This is a genomic window from Pseudomonas syringae (genome assembly GCF_001698815.1).
In the GTDB taxonomy this organism is placed as follows: Bacteria; Pseudomonadota; Gammaproteobacteria; order Pseudomonadales; family Pseudomonadaceae; genus Aquipseudomonas; species Aquipseudomonas syringae_A.
In genome coordinates this window covers 18,908-38,095 of record NZ_LGSI01000044.1, presented here as the reverse complement: position 1 = coordinate 38,095, position 19,188 = coordinate 18,908, and the positions used below count along the sequence as shown (strand labels likewise).

The 19,188-nt window shown below is 57.8% G+C and carries 16 protein-coding genes; 13 read left to right on the top strand and 3 right to left on the bottom strand.

All coding sequences use genetic code 11. From position 1 onward, the window contains the following. Positions 1-102: 102 nt before the first annotated feature. Together clpA and clpS are read right to left on the bottom strand one after the other, a co-directional pair. A complete protein-coding gene (clpA, locus tag AFK24_RS14060) occupies positions 103-2,373 on the bottom strand; it encodes an ATP-dependent Clp protease ATP-binding subunit ClpA (protein ID WP_065833780.1) in 2,271 nt (756 codons plus the stop codon). Positions 2,374-2,403: 30 nt separating this feature from the next. Next, positions 2,404-2,766, bottom strand: a complete 363-nt coding sequence (gene clpS / locus AFK24_RS14055) for an ATP-dependent Clp protease adapter ClpS (protein WP_020290217.1) — start codon at positions 2,764-2,766, stop codon at positions 2,404-2,406. Positions 2,767-2,988: 222 nt separating this feature from the next. Here clpS and cspD point away from each other — a divergent pair, with 222 nt between their 5' ends. After that, positions 2,989-3,264 (top strand): cold shock domain-containing protein CspD, encoded by a 276-nt coding sequence (gene cspD, locus AFK24_RS14050; RefSeq protein WP_065833779.1) that lies wholly within the window; start codon positions 2,989-2,991, stop codon positions 3,262-3,264. A 94-nt stretch (positions 3,265-3,358) separates the two neighbouring features. Here the strand turns inward: cspD and icd are convergent, their stop codons facing one another. Continuing rightward, positions 3,359-4,615: an NADP-dependent isocitrate dehydrogenase gene (gene icd / locus AFK24_RS14045; RefSeq protein WP_065833778.1), complete on the bottom strand. Its 1,257-nt coding sequence runs from the start codon at positions 4,613-4,615 to the stop codon at positions 3,359-3,361. Between the two features lie 487 nt (positions 4,616-5,102). Between icd and AFK24_RS14040 the strand changes: the two genes are divergently transcribed. From AFK24_RS14040 to nuoC, 12 genes are all read left to right on the top strand, one after another. Beyond that, positions 5,103-7,331, top strand: coding sequence for an NADP-dependent isocitrate dehydrogenase (locus AFK24_RS14040; RefSeq protein ID WP_065833777.1), 2,229 nt, complete (start codon positions 5,103-5,105; stop codon positions 7,329-7,331). Between the two features lie 130 nt (positions 7,332-7,461). After that, positions 7,462-7,908, top strand: coding sequence for an NUDIX hydrolase (locus AFK24_RS14035; protein ID WP_065833776.1), 447 nt, complete (start codon positions 7,462-7,464; stop codon positions 7,906-7,908). A 60-nt stretch (positions 7,909-7,968) separates the two neighbouring features. After that, positions 7,969-9,099, top strand: a complete 1,131-nt coding sequence (gene mnmA, locus AFK24_RS14030) for a tRNA 2-thiouridine(34) synthase MnmA (RefSeq protein WP_047571881.1) — start codon at positions 7,969-7,971, stop codon at positions 9,097-9,099. Next, a complete protein-coding gene (hflD, locus tag AFK24_RS14025; protein WP_065833775.1) occupies positions 9,099-9,719 on the top strand; it encodes a high frequency lysogenization protein HflD in 621 nt (206 codons plus the stop codon). The genes mnmA and hflD overlap by 1 nt, the downstream gene beginning before the upstream one ends. Before the next feature lie 130 nt (positions 9,720-9,849). After that, complete coding sequence (gene purB / locus AFK24_RS14020) at positions 9,850-11,220, top strand: adenylosuccinate lyase (protein ID WP_065833774.1); 1,371 nt, start codon at positions 9,850-9,852, stop codon at positions 11,218-11,220. An 84-nt stretch (positions 11,221-11,304) separates the two neighbouring features. Continuing rightward, the gene (locus tag AFK24_RS14015) at positions 11,305-12,471 is read left to right on the top strand and encodes a cupin domain-containing protein (RefSeq protein WP_065833773.1); all 1,167 of its coding nucleotides are present in this window, start codon (positions 11,305-11,307) and stop codon (positions 12,469-12,471) included. Further along, positions 12,464-12,889 (top strand): GNAT family N-acetyltransferase, encoded by a 426-nt coding sequence (locus tag AFK24_RS14010; RefSeq protein WP_065833772.1) that lies wholly within the window; start codon positions 12,464-12,466, stop codon positions 12,887-12,889. The genes AFK24_RS14015 and AFK24_RS14010 overlap by 8 nt, the downstream gene beginning before the upstream one ends. 162 nt (positions 12,890-13,051) lie before the next feature. Continuing rightward, positions 13,052-13,792 (top strand): secretin N-terminal domain-containing protein, encoded by a 741-nt coding sequence (locus tag AFK24_RS14005; RefSeq protein WP_065833771.1) that lies wholly within the window; start codon positions 13,052-13,054, stop codon positions 13,790-13,792. Between the two features lie 553 nt (positions 13,793-14,345). Next, the gene (gene aceA / locus AFK24_RS14000; RefSeq protein ID WP_065833770.1) at positions 14,346-15,671 is read left to right on the top strand and encodes an isocitrate lyase; all 1,326 of its coding nucleotides are present in this window, start codon (positions 14,346-14,348) and stop codon (positions 15,669-15,671) included. Between the two features lie 560 nt (positions 15,672-16,231). Then, positions 16,232-16,645 (top strand): NADH-quinone oxidoreductase subunit A, encoded by a 414-nt coding sequence (locus tag AFK24_RS13995; RefSeq protein ID WP_020290205.1) that lies wholly within the window; start codon positions 16,232-16,234, stop codon positions 16,643-16,645. Positions 16,646-16,655: 10 nt separating this feature from the next. Next, the gene (locus tag AFK24_RS13990) at positions 16,656-17,330 is read left to right on the top strand and encodes a NuoB/complex I 20 kDa subunit family protein (protein ID WP_020290204.1); all 675 of its coding nucleotides are present in this window, start codon (positions 16,656-16,658) and stop codon (positions 17,328-17,330) included. A gap of 74 nt (positions 17,331-17,404) precedes the next feature. Beyond that, positions 17,405-19,186 carry an NADH-quinone oxidoreductase subunit C/D gene (nuoC, locus tag AFK24_RS13985; protein WP_065833835.1) on the top strand — a complete coding sequence of 594 codons (1,782 nt, stop codon included), beginning with the start codon at positions 17,405-17,407 and terminating at the stop codon, positions 19,184-19,186. The last annotated feature ends 2 nt before the right edge of the window (positions 19,187-19,188 follow it).

Genomic DNA, 19,188 nt, shown 5'->3' with positions numbered 1-19,188 from the left:
TGATTCGCGGGCAAGCCTCGCTCCAACAGAATAGTGTCGCCAACAAAAAGCCCCGCGGCTCTTGCGAGACGCGGGGCTTTTTTTCGGGGCTGTGTTCGAGGCTTAGGCCATTTCCGCCGTGGTCTCGAAATCGAAGGTCATCTCGCCATCCTTGACGTCGATGTGCACAACACCACCGTGCTCAGCCAATTCGCCGAACAGGATCTCTTCAGCCAGCGGACGCTTGATCTTGTCCTGAATCAAACGCGCCATTGGTCGAGCGCCCATCTGTGCATCGTAACCACCCGCCGCCAACCAGCTGCGTGCCGCATCGGTGACTTCGAGCAGGACTCGCTTGTCTTCCAGCTGCGCCTGAAGCTCGGTAAGGAACTTGTCCACCACGCTCTTGATAACCTCGTGACTGAGGCGACCAAATTGAATGATGGTGTCCAGACGGTTGCGGAACTCAGGCGTGAAGCTCTTCTTGATCACTTCCATCGCATCAGACGAGTGGTCCTGATGGGTAAAGCCGATGGACGCACGCGCTGCCGTTTCGGCGCCTGCGTTCGTGGTCATGATGACGATCACATTGCGGAAGTCAGCCTTGCGCCCGTTGTTGTCGGTCAAGGTCCCGTGATCCATCACCTGCAGCAGCAGATTGAAGACTTCCGGATGCGCTTTTTCGATTTCATCGAGCAGCAATACGCAATGCGGCTGCTTGGTGATCGCTTCAGTGAGCAAACCGCCCTGATCAAAGCCGACATAACCTGGAGGCGCACCGATCAGACGCGATACGGTGTGACGCTCCATGTACTCGGACATATCGAAACGCACCAGCTCGATACCCAACGCCTTGGCCAGCTGACGAGCCGCTTCGGTCTTGCCGACACCGGTAGGACCGGCGAACAGGAAGGAACCGACCGGTTTGTCCGGCGACTTCAAGCCCGCACGCGACAGTTTGATAGCCGTTGACAGTGAGTCGATCGCCGCATCCTGACCAAACACCGTCAGCTTGAGATCGCGCTCAAGGTTACGCAGCAGCTCCTTGTCGGAGCTATTGACGTGTTTAGGCGGAATACGTGCGATTTTCGCCACGATGTCTTCAACTTGCGCCACTTCAATCCGTTTGACGCGCTTCTCGATCGGCTGCAGACGTTGATAGGCGCCCGCCTCATCGATCACATCGATAGCCTTGTCCGGCATATGCCGATCATTGATGTAGCGCGAAGCCAGCTCGGCAGCCGCGCGCAGCGCTTCGTCGCTGTACTCGATATTGTGATGCTGCTCGAAACGACCTTTGAGCCCTCTGAGAATGCCAATGGTGTCTTCCACCGAAGGCTCAGACACATCAACTTTCTGGAAGCGGCGTGCCAGGGCGCGATCTTTTTCGAAGATGCCACGAAATTCCTGGAACGTAGTCGAACCGATGCAGCGGATATCACCCGAAGAAAGCAACGGCTTGAGCAGATTCGAAGCATCCATCACGCCGCCGGATGCCGCACCGGCACCGATGATAGTGTGGATTTCATCGATGAACAGAATGGCATGTGGCCGTTTCTTCAGCTCATTGAGCAACGCTTTGAAGCGTTTTTCAAAGTCGCCACGGTACTTGGTCCCGGCCAGTAATGCGCCAAGATCAAGGGAGTAAACGACGCTATTGGCGAGCAGATCAGGCACCTGATTGTCGACAATACGCTTGGCCAGGCCTTCGGCGATTGCGGTCTTGCCTACGCCAGCCTCGCCAACCAGCAACGGGTTGTTTTTCCGGCGTCTGGCGAGGATTTGCGCAACGCGCTCGACCTCAAGCTCACGACCGACCAGCGGGTCGATTCGACCCTGGCGTGCCAGTTCGTTGAGGTTGCTGGCATAGGCATCCAGAGGATTGCCTGAAGAAGAAGACTCACCGCCCTCGTCGTCCTGCATATCTTGCTCACCTTCAGAGTGATCGCCGTGCCCAGGCACTTTAGAAATGCCATGCGCGATGTAATTGACAACGTCGATGCGTGCAACGCTCTGCTGCTTGAGCAGAAACACTGCCTGGCTTTCCTGCTCACTGAAAATCGCAACCAGCACGTTGGCGCCGGTGACTTCACGCTTGCCGGAACTCTGCACGTGGAAGACAGCACGCTGCAGCACACGCTGGAAGCCCAGGGTTGGCTGGGTTTCGCGATCCTCGTCGTGGACCGGGATCAACGGTGTGGTGGAGTCGATGAACTCCTGCAGATCATGCTTGAGCTTATCGAGGTTTGCGCCGCAGGCACGCAGAACAGTGGCGGCAGCCTCATTATCCAATAGAGCCAGCAGGAGGTGCTCGACGGTCATGAATTCATGACGCTTGGAGCGAGCCTCCTTGAAGGCCAGATTGAGGGTGACTTCGAGCTCACGGTTTAACATAGCTTCACCTCATACCCAAGTGGTCGGCGTTTAACCGTCCTTCTCGATCTCACAGAGTAGCGGATGCTGGCTTTCCCTGGCGTATTGGTTCACCTGCGTTGCCTTGGTCTCGGCGATGTCGCGGGTAAACAATCCACATACTGCCCGTCCCTCTGTATGGACGGCCAGCATGACCTTGGTCGCCAGCTCACGATTCAGGTTAAAAAACACCTCGAGCACTTCAACAACGAAATCCATCGGGGTGTAATCGTCGTTAAATAAAACCACCTTGTACATCGGCGGCGCCTGTAGCGTCGGCTTGGCGTCCTGAACTGCGATGCCAGCCGCGTCATCCTCACGGGAACCTGGACTGTCCTGATTGAATGTTAGTCGAATCTTGCTGATTGCATGCATGGAAAGAAAAGTTCGTAGAAGGCGGATTGAAAATAATTAGCCTCAGTCTGACCGGTTTTCAAACGGACCGCCGCATGACCTTGACTATCGGCTAAACGGTGTTACAAACAATAGAACCCACATTGGGTAAAAAGGGTCCGCGCAGTCAACCAAAATTTTTTTAGGTCCGGCGGATGAGGTGGATGATACTCCCAACGGAGTCCTTTGCAGAGGGATGTGACTATGCTCAGCGGTAAGGTCAAGTGGTTCAATAATGCAAAAGGCTATGGCTTCATCCTTGCCGACGGCAAAGAAGAAGATCTGTTCGCCCATTACTCGGCCATCAAGATGGACGGCTACAAAACCCTCAAGGCTGGCCAAGCGGTCAATTTTGAGATCATTCAGGGGCCCAAGGGCTTGCATGCTGTGAATATTCAGGCAGCCGTCGTAAGCGATAACGCTTCGGCACCCGCTGAAATCCCAAGTCACGCAAGCAAGACCGATAAAGTTACTGCCTGACGACCCCCGGCGTGCGACCCACTACGCCATCTGACAAATCGGCCGGTTCAGAGACTTGAACCGGCCGATTTGGCTTACCTCGCAGCAATCAGATTCACATGTGAGATATCAGCGCATCGCCGAAGGCTGATGAAGACAGCAGCGTCGCGCCCTCCATCAGGCGCTCGAAATCATAGGTAACAGTTTTCGCGGAAATAGCGCCGTTTGTGCCCTTGATGATCAGGTCTGCCGCTTCGAGCCAGCCCATGTGACGCAGCATCATCTCTGCGGACAAAATCAACGAACCCGGATTGACCTGATCCTTGCCTGCATATTTAGGTGCCGTGCCATGCGTGGCCTCGAACATCGCGACCGTGTCGGAAAGATTGGCCCCCGGCGCGATGCCGATCCCGCCCACCTCGGCTGCCAACGCATCAGAAAGATAGTCGCCGTTGAGATTCAGGGTCGCGATCACGTCATATTCGGCGGGGCGCAACAGAATCTGCTGGAGCATTGCATCGGCGATAGCGTCCTTGACGATGACATTCCTGCCGGTCTTTGGATTCTTGAACTGCATCCACGGACCACCATCAAGCAGCGTGGCACCGAACTCCTGAGCCGCAATCTCGTAGGCCCATTCCTTGAAGGCGCCTTCGGTGAACTTCATGATGTTGCCTTTATGCACAATGGTCAGCGACTCACGGTCGTTGTCCACGACGTACTGCAAGGCCTTGCGCGCCAGGCGCTGCGTCCCTTCCTTTGAAACCGGCTTGATGCCAATCCCGCAGTCCTGGTCGAAACGAATCTTGGTGACGCCCATTTCCTCCTTGAGGAACTTGATGACTTTGATAGCCTCGGGCGAACCGGCTTTCCACTCGATCCCGGCATAAATATCTTCGGAGTTTTCCCGGAAGATCGTCATGTCGACGTCGCCGGGCTTCTTGACCGGGCTGGGCACACCCTCGAACCAGCGCACCGGGCGCAGGCAGACATACAGGTCCAGCTGCTGGCGCAGGGCGACGTTCAAGGAACGAATTCCGCCACCGACCGGGGTCGTCAGCGGTCCCTTGATCGAAACGACGTAATCCTTGACTGCATCCAGCGTTTCCTGGGGCAGCCAGGTGTCCTGATCGTAAACCTGAGTCGCCTTTTCGCCGGCATAGACCTCCATCCAGGAGATCTTGCGCTGGCCGCCGTAGGCTTTTTCGACGGCCGCGTCGACCACCTTGATCATGACCGGGCTGATATCGACGCCGATTCCGTCACCTTCGATGAAGGGAATGATCGGGTTATCAGGCACGTTCAAGGAGTGATCCGCGTTGACGGTGATTTTTTCGCCGACGGCTGGAACCTGAATCTTCTGGTAGCCCATTGTTCTTGTACTCCCTATTGCTTGTATTGCGGTGGGGGTGTGGGTCTGTTGAGACATCCTGGCTGCGATTGAGCGTAGTCAGTGGTGGCTCTGCCCGCAAACTCCCGGCCGCGCCGCCCGGCTGGCAAAGCCCCGCGGGCCATTGCCGGGCAAGAATACAGAGGGGGTTGCACCCACGACCCTCGACCAACGGCCTATATCGCTCATTCGTTAGCACGCATAGCATTAATGCTTAAGACCAAGGGTTTGATATACTCCCGGCGTGACTACCGGGTCATAGGGGTTGACCAGTCTGAAACGTGACGTTCAGCCTTTATAGGCGTTGGGCTGCCATAACAGCTCACCGGTCGACGCTCGACTGATGCACCCACCATCATCAATCGCGAATAAACCTCGACTTAGGCTCATGAAGCGACTGTGAGCAAGAGTGCATACCCTGCGCGCATCGAGATTTTGTGCATGCTCAGCAAAAGAGAGTTCATACGAAATGTCCAACCGCTCGAAGATCATCTACACCTTCACCGACGAAGCCCCTGCCCTCGCCACCTACTCGCTTCTCCCTATCATCGAAGCGTTCACTGCCTCCTCTGATATCGACGTTGAAACGCGAGACATCTCTCTGGCAGCCCGCATTCTTTCCAGCTTCCCGGAATCGCTGCGCGCCGATCAGCAAGTAGCGGATCATCTTGCCGAACTGGGCAACCTGGCCACCACGCCAGAAGCCAACATCATCAAGCTGCCCAACATCAGCGCCTCGGTCCCGCAACTCAAAGCGACTATCAAAGAACTGCAGGAGCAGGGCTTTGCTATTCCCGACTACCCGGAAGCACCGAGCACCGACGCTGAAAAAGACGTACGCGCCCGCTACGACAAGACCAAAGGCAGCGCCGTGAACCCGGTTCTGCGCGAAGGCAACTCTGATCGCCGCGCCCCGCCGTCGGTCAAGAACTACGCCCGCAAGCACCCGCACAAGATGGGCGCGTGGAGCCCCGAGTCCAAATCTCACGTCTCTTACATGAGCGAAGGCGATTTCTACGGCAGCGAGAAAGCTGCCCTGATTGAAGCCGCCGGCAGCGTCAAGATCGAACTGATCGCTCAAGACGGCACGACCACCGTCCTGAAAGAAAAGACTGCCGTGAAAGCAGGCGAGATCCTCGATTGCTCCACCATGAGCAAAAAAGCCCTGCGCAACTTCATCGCCGCCGAGATCGAAGACGCCAAAGCCAAGGGCGTACTGTTCTCCGTGCACTTGAAAGCAACCATGATGAAGGTCTCCGACCCGATCATGTTTGGTCAGATCGTCGCCGAGTACTACAAGGACGCATTGACCAAGCACGCTGACATCCTCAAGCAAGTCGGCTTCAGCCTGAACAACGGCATTGGCGACCTGTACGACCGCATTACTGTGCTGCCAGCCGAGAAACAAGCCGAAATCAAGGCAGACATCGAAGCCGTCTACGCCGTGCGCGCACCGCTGGCGATGGTCAACTCCGACAAAGGCATCACCAACCTGCACGTGCCAAGCGACGTGATCGTCGACGCATCGATGCCGGCAATGATCCGTGACTCCGGCAAAATGTGGGGCGCCGACGGCGAACTGCACGACACCAAGGCTGTGATCCCGGACCGCTGCTACGCAACCATCTATCAGGCCACCATCGAAGACTGCAAGAAACACGGCGCCTTCGATCCGACCACCATGGGCAGCGTGCCTAACGTGGGTCTGATGGCGCAGAAAGCCGAAGAGTACGGCTCCCACGACAAGACCTTCCACATCCAGGCTGACGGCGTTGTTCGTGTAACCGACAGCGACGGCAAGTTGCTGATGGAACAAAAGGTTGAAGCTGGCGATATCTGGCGCATGTGCCAGGCCAAGGACGCGCCGATCCAGGATTGGGTCAAACTGGCCGTCAACCGCGCTCGCGCCAGCAACACCCCGGCGGTGTTCTGGCTCGACCCGGTCCGCGCCCACGACGGCGTGATGATCGAAAAGGTCCAGAAGTACCTGCGCGACCACGACACTTCGGGTCTGGACATCCGCATCATGTCGCCTGTCGACGCGATGAACTTCACCCTGGAGCGTACTCGCGCCGGCAAGGACACCATTTCGGTGACCGGTAACGTGCTGCGCGACTACCTGACTGACCTGTTCCCGATCATGGAACTGGGCACCAGCGCCAAAATGCTGTCGATCGTACCGCTGATGAGCGGTGGCGGCCTGTTTGAAACCGGCGCGGGCGGTTCGGCTCCGAAACACGTTCAGCAACTGGTCGAAGAAAACTTCCTGCGTTGGGATTCCCTGGGCGAGTTCCTGGCGTTGGCGGCTTCCCTGGAACACCTGGGCAGCACCTACAACAATCCGAAAGCGCTGGTTCTGTCCAAGACTCTGGATCAGGCTACCGGTGAGTTCCTGGACCGCAACAAGTCGCCTTCGCGCAAAGTCGGCAACATCGACAACCGCGGCAGCCACTTCTACCTGGCGCTTTACTGGGCCCAGGCACTCGCGGCTCAGAACGACGATGCAGCTCTGAAAGCGCAGTTCACCCCGCTGGCGAAAACCCTGGCCGACAACGAAGAAAAAATCGTTGCCGAGCTCAATGCCGTTCAAGGCAAGCCTGCGGACATCGGTGGTTACTACTACCCGAACGCCGAACTGACCAGCAAGATCATGCGTCCAAGTGCGACCTTCAACGCAGCGATCGCTTCGCTGGTTTAAGGCTGCATCGGTCAGGCGTCTGAAAACGCCTGCGCTAAAGGAACCCCGGCCTCGCGCCGGGGTTTCTGTATCTGCGACAGGCAAAACCTCAGCACTGTTGCGCCGACCGTTCGCACAGAGAAAATTGACCATGCAATGGCAAGCCCACGTTACCGTCGCGACCATTGTCGAAGATCAGGGCCGCTTCCTGATCGTCGAAGAGCTCAAAGGCGGGAAAGCCGTGCTCAACCAGCCCGCCGGCCATCTGGACCCGGATGAAACCCTGCAAAACGCCGCAGTGCGCGAAACCCTGGAGGAAACCGGCTGGGACGTCGAGCTCACCAGAGTCATCGGGATTTACCTGTACACCGCGCCCAGCAACGGCGTGACTTATCAGCGTATCTGCTTTGCCGCCAAGCCCCTGCGTCATCATCCCGACTATCAGCTGGACGATGGCATCATCGGCCCGCTGTGGCTGACCCGCGATCAATTGCAGGCTGAACAGGATCGCTGGCGCAGCGAGCTGGTAATGCGCTGCGTAGACGATTACCTGAGCGGCGAGCACTTCAGTCTGAGCATGCTGCGCGACAGCGTGTGAGACTCGGCGACCTCAGCCTGTTAGAATCGCGTCCTTTTCGAAGCCACACATTGAATCCCTATGCGTGATCCAGCCCTTTCCGATTCAGCAACGAAGCGCGTCATCGTCGGCATGTCCGGCGGCGTAGATTCTTCCGTTTCCGCCGTTCTGCTCATGGAGCAGGGTTATCAGGTGGAAGGCTTGTTCATGAAGAACTGGGAAGAAGACGATGGAACGGACTACTGCACCGCTCGCGAAGACCTGGCCGACGCCCAGGCCGTCTGCGACAAGATTGGCATAAAGCTGCACACCGCCAACTTCGCCGCAGAATACTGGGACAACGTGTTCGAGCATTTCCTGGCCGAATACAAGGCCGGTCGTACGCCGAACCCGGACATCCTCTGCAACCGCGAAATCAAGTTCAAGGCGTTTCTCGACTACGCCCTGATGCTCGGCGCCGACCTGATTGCCACCGGCCACTACGTGCGCCGCCGCGATATCGACGGCCGCACCGAACTGCTCAAGGGCCTGGACGCGAACAAAGACCAGAGCTACTTCCTGCATGCCGTGGGCGGTGAGCAGATCGCCAGGACATTATTTCCGGTCGGCGAACTGGAAAAACCCGCAGTGCGCGCCATCGCCGAGAAACACGGCCTGGCCACCGCCAAGAAGAAAGACTCCACCGGCATCTGCTTCATCGGCGAACGGCGCTTCACGGATTTCCTGCGTCAATACCTGCCCGCCCAACCCGGCGAGATCAAGACCACCGAAGGCGAAGTCATCGGGCGCCACAGCGGCCTGATGTACCACACCATCGGCCAGCGCCAGGGCCTGGGCATCGGCGGTTTGAAAGACGCCAGCGATGATCCGTGGTACGTGCTGGTCAAGGATCTGGAAAACAACGAGCTGATCGTCGGCCAGGGTAACGACCATCCATGGCTGTTTTCCCAGGCACTGATCGCCTCGCAGATCTACTGGGTCAACCCGGTCGACCTGAGCACGCCGCGCAGGCTGACAGCCAAAGTGCGTTATCGCCAGGGCGATCAGCAGTGCACGCTGGAACAGACCGCTGATGGCTATCGAGCCAGTTTCGACGAGCCTCAACGTGCCGTGACACCCGGTCAGTCCGTGGTGTTCTACGACGGCGAAATCTGCCTGGGTGGCGGCGTGATTGAAATCGCCGAACCGTGGCACAGCAAGGACAAGCGTTGATGACCCCGATTCAGGAACAACTCACCGCCCTGGGCGGTGTCTTTCAGGCCGCAGTGCTGGTCGACCGCATCGCCAAGACCGGGCAATCCAGCGAGGCCGCGATGACCTGCATGCTCGGCAGCCTGCTGGTGCTGGACCCCAAGGACACGCTGGACGTGTATGGCGGCGATGATCTGAACCTGCGCGAAGGCTATCGCGCACTGGCCAGCGCCCTGGAGCGCGACCCGGCGACCCTGCAACGCGAACCGCTGCGCTACGCCTTGTCGATGCTGGGCCTTGAGCGCCAGCTGGCCAAGCGTGACGACATGCTGGACGTCATCGGCAAGCGCCTGCCGCAGATTCAATCCCAGGCCGAGCATTTTGGTGTTGCCCATGAAAACGTGGTTTCCGCCTGCGGCGCGTTGTATCAGGACACGCTGAGCACCCTGCGCCAGCGGATCCAGGTCCACGGCGACATGCGCAACCTGCAACAACCGAACAACGCGTCGAAGATCCGCGCGCTGTTACTGACCGGTATACGCTCGGCCCGTCTGTGGCGACAAGTTGGCGGTCACCGCTGGCAGTTGGTCGTTAGTCGGCGCAAGCTATTGAAAGAATTGTACCCACTGATGCACGGCTGATTCGCCGGGCACCAGTAATCGATACTTACAAACGCCGCGCACCATACGCTGGTCAGACCGCACGGATCTGGCCCGTTTTTCATGTATGATACGCGCCCCATTTCGTTGCCCGACTGTCCGAGAACACCCCATGCAGCTTTCTTCGCTCACTGCGGTTTCCCCTGTAGACGGCCGCTACGCCGGCAGAACTCAGGCCCTGCGCCCAATTTTCAGCGAATACGGCCTGATCCGTTTTCGCGTCATGGTTGAAGTGCGCTGGCTCCAGCGCCTGGCCGCACACCCGGAAATCACTGAAGTCCCGGCGTTTTCTGCCGAAGCCAACGCGATTCTCAACACCCTGGCTGAAGACTTCTCGATCACCCACGCCGAGCGCGTGAAAGAGATCGAGCGCACCACCAACCACGACGTCAAGGCCGTGGAGTACCTGCTCAAGGAACAGGCTGCCAAGCTGCCTGAGCTGGACAAGGTCAGCGAATTCATCCACTTCGCCTGCACCAGCGAGGACATCAACAACCTGTCCCACGCCCTGATGCTGCGTGAAGGCCGCGACAACGTCATGCTGCCGTTGATGCGCCAGATCGCCGAGTCCATTCGCGAACTGGCCATCCGTTTCGCTGACGTACCAATGCTGTCCCGTACCCACGGCCAACCGGCTTCGCCGACGACCCTGGGCAAAGAGCTGGCGAACGTCGTCTACCGCCTGGAGCGTCAGATCACCCAGATCGCAGCGGTGCCGCTGCTGGGCAAGATCAATGGTGCGGTCGGCAACTACAACGCGCATATCTCGGCCTACCCGGCCATCGACTGGGAAGCCAACGCGCGCGCCTTCATCGAAGACGAACTGGGCCTGGGCTTCAACCCCTACACCACCCAGATCGAGCCGCATGACTACATCGCCGAGCTGTTCGACGCGATCGCCCGCTTCAACACGATCCTGATCGACTTCGACCGCGATATCTGGGGTTACATTTCCCTGGGCTATTTCAAGCAGCGCACCATCGCTGGCGAAATCGGTTCGTCGACCATGCCGCACAAGGTCAACCCGATCGACTTCGAAAACTCCGAAGGCAACCTGGGCATCGCCAACGCGCTGTTCCAGCATCTGGCCAGCAAGTTGCCGATCTCCCGCTGGCAGCGTGACCTGACTGACTCGACAGTGCTGCGTAATCTGGGCGTGGGCTTCGCTCATAGCGTCATTGCCTATGAAGCCAGCCTCAAGGGCATCAGCAAGCTGGAGCTCAACGAGCAGAAGATCGCCGCCGACCTGGACGCCTGCTGGGAAGTTCTGGCCGAGCCGATCCAGACAGTCATGCGCCGCTACGACATCGAAAACCCGTACGAGAAACTCAAGGAACTGACACGCGGCAAGGGCATCAGCCCTGAAGTGCTGCAGACGTTCATTGACGGCCTGGACATGCCAGCCGAAGCCAAGGCCGAGCTGAAAAAGCTCACCCCGGCCAATTACATCGGCAATGCCGTGGCTCAAGCCAAGCGCATTTGACCCGCGGTAAACAATTGCACACGCCCGGCAGTGCCGGGCGTTTTTATTCCTGTCTATAAAACACGTTTTTTCAATAGGTTACACATGAATCCTGATATTCCTCTTCAATTGTTGGGCGGCATCAGCGCTCGCGTCTTCCTGCGTGACTACTGGCAGAAAAAGCCCCTGCTGATCCGTCAGGCGATACCGGGTTTCGAAAGCCCGATCGATCCTGACGAACTGGCCGGCCTTGCCCTGGAAGAAGAAGTCGAGTCGCGTCTGGTCATCGAAAACGGCGAACGCCCGTGGGAGCTGCGTCGCGGCCCTTTCGCCGAGGACGAATTCAGCAAACTCCCGGAACGTGACTGGACCCTGCTGGTACAGGCCGTGGACCAATTCGTCCCGGAAGTCAGCGAGCTGCTGGAGAATTTCCGTTTCCTGCCCAGCTGGCGCATTGATGACGTGATGATCAGCTATGCCGCACCGGGTGGCAGCGTTGGCCCGCACTTCGATAACTACGATGTGTTCCTGCTGCAAGGCCACGGCAAGCGCCACTGGCAGATCGGTCAGATGTGCGACGCCGAGAGCGCGCTGTTGCAACATGCCGACCTGCGCATACTTGCTGACTTCCAGGGCACCGAAGAATGGACCCTGGAACCCGGCGACATGCTCTACCTGCCGCCGCGCCTGGCTCACTGCGGCGTCGCGGTCGATGAATGCCTGACCTACTCGGTCGGCTTTCGCGCACCCAGCGCTGCCGAAGTGCTGACCCACTTCACCGACTTCCTCAGCCAGTTCATCCCTGACGAAGAACGCTACACCGACGCCGACGCGCAACCGGTTAGCGATCCGCACCAGATTCAGCATGACGCGCTGGATCGCCTGAAAGCCCTGCTGGCCGAGCATATGGGCGATGAGCGCCTGCTGCTCACCTGGTTCGGCCAGTTCATGACCGAGCCGCGCTACCCTGAACTGGTAGTGGGTCCTGAGCTTGAGGAAGAAGACTTGCTCGGTAGCCTGGAACAGGGTGCAGTTCTCATCCGCAACCCAAGCGCACGCCTGGCGTGGTCCGAAGTTGACGAAGACCTGCTACTGTTCGCCAGCGGCCAGAGCCGCCTGCTGCCCGGTCACCTGCGTGAACTGTTGAAAATGATCTGTGCTGCCGATGCGTTGCACAGCGAAAATCTCGCTCCATGGCTGAGCGACGAACATGGACGAAACCTGCTCTGTGAACTGGTCAAACAAGGAAGCCTGGGATTTGCCGATGAATAAAATCCACGTCCGAGTCGCCGACTGGCAAAAGGACAACATTGAGATTCGCAGAATTCGCGAAGCGGTGTTTATCGCAGAACAGTCCGTACCTGCAGAACTGGAATGGGACGCCGAAGATGCTGGCGCGATTCATTTCCTGGCCTATGAAGGTGATTTCCCGATTGGCACCGCACGGCTGCTGCCGGACGGTGAAATCGGCAGACTGTCGGTTCTCAAGGACTGGCGCGGCTTGAAAGTCGGCGATGCGCTGCTTAACGCCGTCATCGACGATGCCGAGCGACGGGGTCTCAAACCACAGAAACTCAGCGCTCAGGTGCATGCCACAGCGTTTTATCAGCGCCACGGCTTTACTGTCGTCAGCGCAGAGTTTCTGGAGGCTGGCCTTCCGCACGTCGACATGGTTCGCGATACCCGCTGATCTCCCGATACAGCCAATAAGCGCCCCGCTTCCCCACTTCAGCCTGACCAGGCCGAAATGAGGTCGCGGGGCGTTTTGCCGTGCACGATTCAACTTGCCCCCTCTCAGGCCGACAAAGTGGCAAACTCAAGTCTTTCCAGACGTATCAGTGGAGATAGGGACATGTTCCTGCGCAGCCTGCTCACCTCAATACTCATCACATGTAGCGTGTGCGTCATGGCCGCTACCGAAGTAGTGCCACTCAATTTTCGCACCAGCGATGAGCTGCTGCCGGTGGCGAAATCATTCCTTGGCCAGGATGGCAAAGTTAGCGCTTACAACAACCAACTGATCATCAATGCCGAACCGCGCAAGATCGACGAGCTGCGCGCCCTGATCACGCAACTCGATACCGCGCCCAAGCGCCTGCTGATCAGCGTCGATACCAGCGACAGTGCAGCGCGCAACACACAAGGCGCCAATCAGTCGCGCATCATCAATTACGGCACCGCCAGCCGTGAAGGCGGCGTCCAGCAAGTACAGACCACTGAAGGTGCGCCAGCGCTGATCCAGATAGGGCAAAGCGTGCCGCTGACCACCTCGCAATCCGATTCCTACGGCTATGCACAGAGCAACACCGAGTACCGCAACGTTACCCAGGGTTTTTACGTGACCGCCAGCGTCACCGGCGACACGGTACACCTGAGCATCACCACCAACCGTGATCGCCTGAGCCAGGAACGGCCGGACGTCATCAAGGTACAAAGCACCGACAGCCAGGTCAGTGGACGCCTGGGCGAATGGATCACGCTCGCCGGTGCCAGCGACCAGTCGGTCGCCGATCAGCAAGGTCTGGCTAATCGCTATTCCACGCAAGGCCGGGAAGACATGACGCTGCGCGTCAAGGTCGAAACGCTCGACTGAAGCCGCTACCTGTCGGCGGTCGCAGAAAAATCAGCACTGAAGGGCCCGGAACTGACTGACTAGTCGTATTAGACCAAAGATGTAGTGGACGCATAAAAGCACTACAAAACGTTTGACGGGTTAAATACGACGAGGCATGATTGCCCCGCTCCCGCTAATCAGAGGCCCTGCAAAGAGCCTTCGGATCGCGCTCTAACCTACCCACTTGAGCCGATTCGTGTCTGTACCGCCCACAAGGCAGTTTGACGAGGTTGCTACTGGAACGAAGTTGTCCTGAGGGACGGAAGCGTAATAGGTCGATAGCTCAACCCGTCAAATGACTGCATGAAGGCATCCACGAGCCAAACTGCAGACATGGGTCAGGCCATATGCCCGCTCTTCCCGACTTGAGCTCATCGTTCACCCGTCGCAACCACGCAAACCAGGCTCGATCAGCCACTTCTCTGATCAGCGAGCAGCCATCCATGTGCCTTCGATAACCGGGGCGTTTTGGCGGAGCAAGGAATTTTCCACCCAAAACCGATGCGATACTTTTGCGACGAGGTTTATCTCCATGGCACTGACACGCGAACAACAAATAGCAGCTCTCGAAAAAGACTGGGCTGAAAATCCGCGCTGGAAAAACGTGACCCGTACTTATTCCGCCGCTGATGTCGTCCGCCTGCGTGGCTCGGTTCAACCTGAACACACATTCGCCAAACTGGGCGCGGAAAAGCTCTGGAATCTGGTCACCCAGGGTGCCAAGCCTTCGTTCCGTCCTGACAAGGACTTCGTCAACTGCATGGGCGCCCTGACCGGCGGTCAGGCTGTGCAGCAGGTCAAGGCCGGCATTCAGGCGATTTACCTGTCCGGCTGGCAAGTGGCCGCCGACAACAACTCGGCAGAGTCGATGTACCCGGATCAGTCGTTGTACCCGGTGGATTCGGTTCCAACTGTGGTCAAGCGCATCAACAATTCGTTCCGCCGCGCTGACCAGATCCAGTGGAAAGCCGGTAAAAATCCAGGCGATGAAGGCTATATCGACTACTTCGCACCAATCGTTGCCGATGCCGAAGCCGGTTTTGGCGGCGTGCTGAACGCTTACGAACTGATGAAAAGCATGATCGAAGCTGGCGCTGCAGGCGTTCACTTCGAAGATCAGCTGGCCTCGGTCAAGAAATGCGGCCACATGGGCGGCAAAGTACTGGTGCCAACTCAGGAGGCCGTGCAAAAGCTGACCGCTGCGCGTCTGGCAGCAGACGTCGCTGGTGTACCGACCATTATTCTGGCCCGTACCGACGCGAACGCTGCAGACTTGCTGACGTCGGATTGCGACCCGTACGACAAGGAGTTCGTGACTGGCACCCGCACGCCAGAAGGCTTCTATAAAGTTCGCGCCGGACTGGACCAGGCTATCTCCCGCGGTCTGGCCTACGCGCCGTACGCCGATCTGATCTGGTGTGAAACCGCCAAGCCGGATCTGGACGAAGCCCGTCGCTTCGCTGAAGCGATCAAAAAGGAATACCCGGACCAACTTCTGTCGTACAACTGCTCGCCATCCTTCAACTGGAAGAAGAACCTGGACGACGCGACCATTGCGAAATTTCAGCGCGAGCTGTCGGCAATGGGCTACAAGCACCAGTTCATCACTCTGGCCGGCATCCACAACATGTGGCACAGCATGTTCAACCTGGCGCACGACTACGCCCGCAACGACATGACTGCCTACGTGAAACTGCAAGAGCAGGAATTCGCTGACGCCGCCAAAGGCTACACCTTTGTGCAGCACCAGCAGGAAGTCGGCACTGGCTACTTCGACGACATGACCACGGTCATTCAGGGCGGCACTTCATCGGTAACGGCGCTGACCGGCTCCACCGAAGAAGAACAGTTCCACTGATTGGCTTGCACCTGATGTGAAGAAACCGCCCTTCGGGGCGGTTTTTTTATGTGTAATGCCTAAGTCGGCGGCCCACTGGATCACTTTCTTCCGTTGGAGCGAGGCTTGCCCGCGAAGAGGTCAACACGCTCACCGGACATCGAGAGCTGAAATATAGCCCTCGCGGGCAAGCCTCGCTCCAACGAACACGCTCCTGGCTGACAGTCCATTACTAGTTGCAACTTGCTGTTTTAATAAACACTCACTGTTCTGCGTGTTTTACTGAAAACTGCCGGGATAAGATCAAATGATACTTATTATCATTTAGCAATCACTCCTTGTTCCTTACATTTTGCAGGAAACATTATTAACCAAAACCCTGCCAATGCCCGCCCAGCCTGCCCGCGAGCCGATACCCCAGTGCGCAAGTGATTAATTCGTCAAATTAATTTGATGTAGAAAATTTACTTGCCAACTGTTTACCCATAAAATCACCGCGGTTGATGTCGCTGCGACATATAGTCACTGCCTATACTCTATTCAAGCCCAGAGACCTTTGATCTCTGTCAAGGAAATCCAGCATGCACGAACCGACAGGATTGATTGCCCACAACTGGGGCTTCGCCATTTTCCTTTTAGGTGTTGTCGGCCTCTGTGCCTTCATGCTTGGTGTCTCCAGCCTTCTGGGCAGCAAAGCCTGGGGCCGCAGCAAAAACGAACCGTTCGAGTCCGGCATGCTGCCTACTGGCAGCGCCCGCTTGCGCCTTTCGGCAAAATTCTATCTGGTCGCGATGCTTTTCGTGATCTTCGACATTGAAGCCCTCTTTCTCTTTGCCTGGTCTGTGTCCGTCCGCGAAAGCGGCTGGACCGGATTTGTCGAAGCACTCGTTTTCATAGCAATTCTGTTGGCAGGTCTTGTCTACCTATGGCGGGTTGGAGCGCTGGATTGGGCTCCTGAAGGTCGCCGTATTCGGCAAGCGAAGCTGAAACAATGAGGCTTTGGCGATGCAATACAATCTCACCAGGATCGACCCGGATGCTCCCAATGAAGAGTATCCAATCGGCAAACGGGAAACTGTTTCCGATCCGTTAGAAGACCAAGTCCACAAAAACATCTACATGGGCAAGCTGGAAGACGTGCTGAACGGTGCGGTCAACTGGGGGCGTAAAAACTCCTTGTGGCCGTACAACTTCGGCCTGTCGTGCTGCTATGTGGAAATGACCACCGCCTTCACGGCGCCCCACGACATCGCCCGCTTCGGCGCCGAGGTTATCCGGGCATCACCGCGTCAGGCGGATTTCATGGTTATTGCCGGGACCTGCTTCATAAAGATGGCGCCGATCATTCAGCGTCTCTACGAGCAAATGCTCGAACCCAAGTGGGTCATTTCCATGGGTTCGTGCGCCAACTCCGGTGGCATGTACGACATCTATTCCGTGGTTCAGGGCGTGGACAAGTTCCTGCCTGTGGATGTCTATGTGCCTGGCTGCCCGCCCCGCCCCGAAGCATTTCTGCAAGGCTTGATGCTGTTGCAGGAATCCATCGGCCAGGAGCGTCGCCCTCTGTCCTGGGTCGTCGGTGAACAAGGCGTCTATCGCGCCGAGATGCCGTCGCAAAAGGAACAGCGCCGCGAACAGCGAATCGCAGTGACCAATCTGCGCAGCCCCGACGAAGTCTGATCCAGTTCTGCTCCTGTTAAAGAGACGAGAACCTGGCTTCATTCTTTACGTTGACCGAAAGCGATAAAAAAATCATGACTACAGGCAGTGCTCTGTACATCCCGCCTTACAAGGCTGACGACCAAGATGTCGTCGTTGAACTGAACAACCGTTTTGGCGCCGAAGCGTTCAGCGCCCAGCCGACCCGCACTGGCATGCCTGTGCTGTGGGTCGAGCGCGCGCGGTTGATCGAAGTGCTGACGTTTTTGCGTCAGCTGCCCAAACCCTACGTCATGCTGTACGACCTGCATGGCATGGACGAGCGGCTGCGCACCAAGCGTCAAGGCTTGCCGGGCGCCGACTTCAGCGTGTTCTACCACTTGCTGTCGATCGAACGTAACAGCGACGTGATGATCAAGGTTGCCTTGTCCGAGAGCGACCTGAGCGTGCCGACGGTGACTGGCATCTGGCCAAACGCCAACTGGTACGAGCGCGAAGTCTGGGACATGTTCGGTATCGACTTCCCTGGTCACCCTCATCTGACCCGGATCATGATGCCGCCGACCTGGGAAGGTCACCCGTTGCGCAAGGACTTCCCGGCCCGTGCCACCGAATTCGACCCGTTCAGCCTGACCCTTGCCAAACAGCAACTGGAAGAGGAAGCCGCGCGTTTCCGTCCGGAAGACTGGGGCATGAAGCGTTCCGGCACCAACGAAGACTACATGTTCCTCAACCTCGGCCCGAACCACCCTTCGGCCCACGGTGCATTCCGCATCATTCTGCAGCTGGACGGTGAAGAGATCGTCGACTGCGTTCCCGATGTCGGTTACCACCACCGTGGTGCCGAGAAAATGGCCGAGCGCCAGTCCTGGCACAGCTTCATCCCGTACACCGACCGGATCGACTACCTCGGCGGCGTGATGAACAACCTGCCGTACGTGCTTTCGGTAGAAAAACTGGCCGGTATCAAGGTGCCGGAGAAAGTCGACGTCATCCGTATCATGATGGCCGAGTTCTTCCGGATCACCAGCCACCTACTGTTCCTGGGTACGTATATCCAGGACGTGGGCGCCATGACGCCAGTGTTCTTCACCTTCACCGACCGGCAAAAAGCCTACACGGTGATCGAAGCCATCACTGGTTTCCGCCTGCACCCGGCCTGGTATCGCATCGGTGGCGTCGCGCACGACCTGCCACGCGGCTGGGAAAAACTGGTCAAGGATTTCGTCGAGTGGATGCCCAAGCGTCTGGACGAATATCAAAAGGCGGCTCTGGACAACAGCATCCTGCGTGGCCGGACCATCGGCGTCGCGGCGTACAACACCAAGGAAGCCCTGGAATGGGGCGTCACTGGCGCAGGTCTGCGTTCCACCGGTTGCGATTTCGACATCCGCAAGGCGCGTCCTTATTCGGGTTACGAGAACTTCGAGTTCGAAGTGCCGCTGGCCGTCAATGGCGATGCCTATGACCGCTGCATCGTGCGCGTCGAAGAAATGCGCCAAAGCATCAAGATCATCGAGCAGTGCATGCGCAACATGCCGGAAGGCCCGTACAAGGCGGATCACCCGCTGACCACGCCGCCGCCCAAAGAGCGCACGCTGCAGCACATCGAAACCTTGATCACGCACTTCCTGCAAGTTTCGTGGGGCCCGGTCATGCCAGCCAACGAATCCTTCCAGATGATCGAAGCGACCAAGGGCATCAACAGTTATTACCTGACGAGCGACGGCGGCACCATGAGCTACCGTACCCGGATCCGCACCCCAAGCTTCCCGCACCTGCAACAGATCCCTTCGGTGATCAAAGGCAGCATGGTCGCGGACTTGATCGCGTACCTGGGTAGTATCGATTTCGTTATGGCCGACGTGGACCGCTAAGC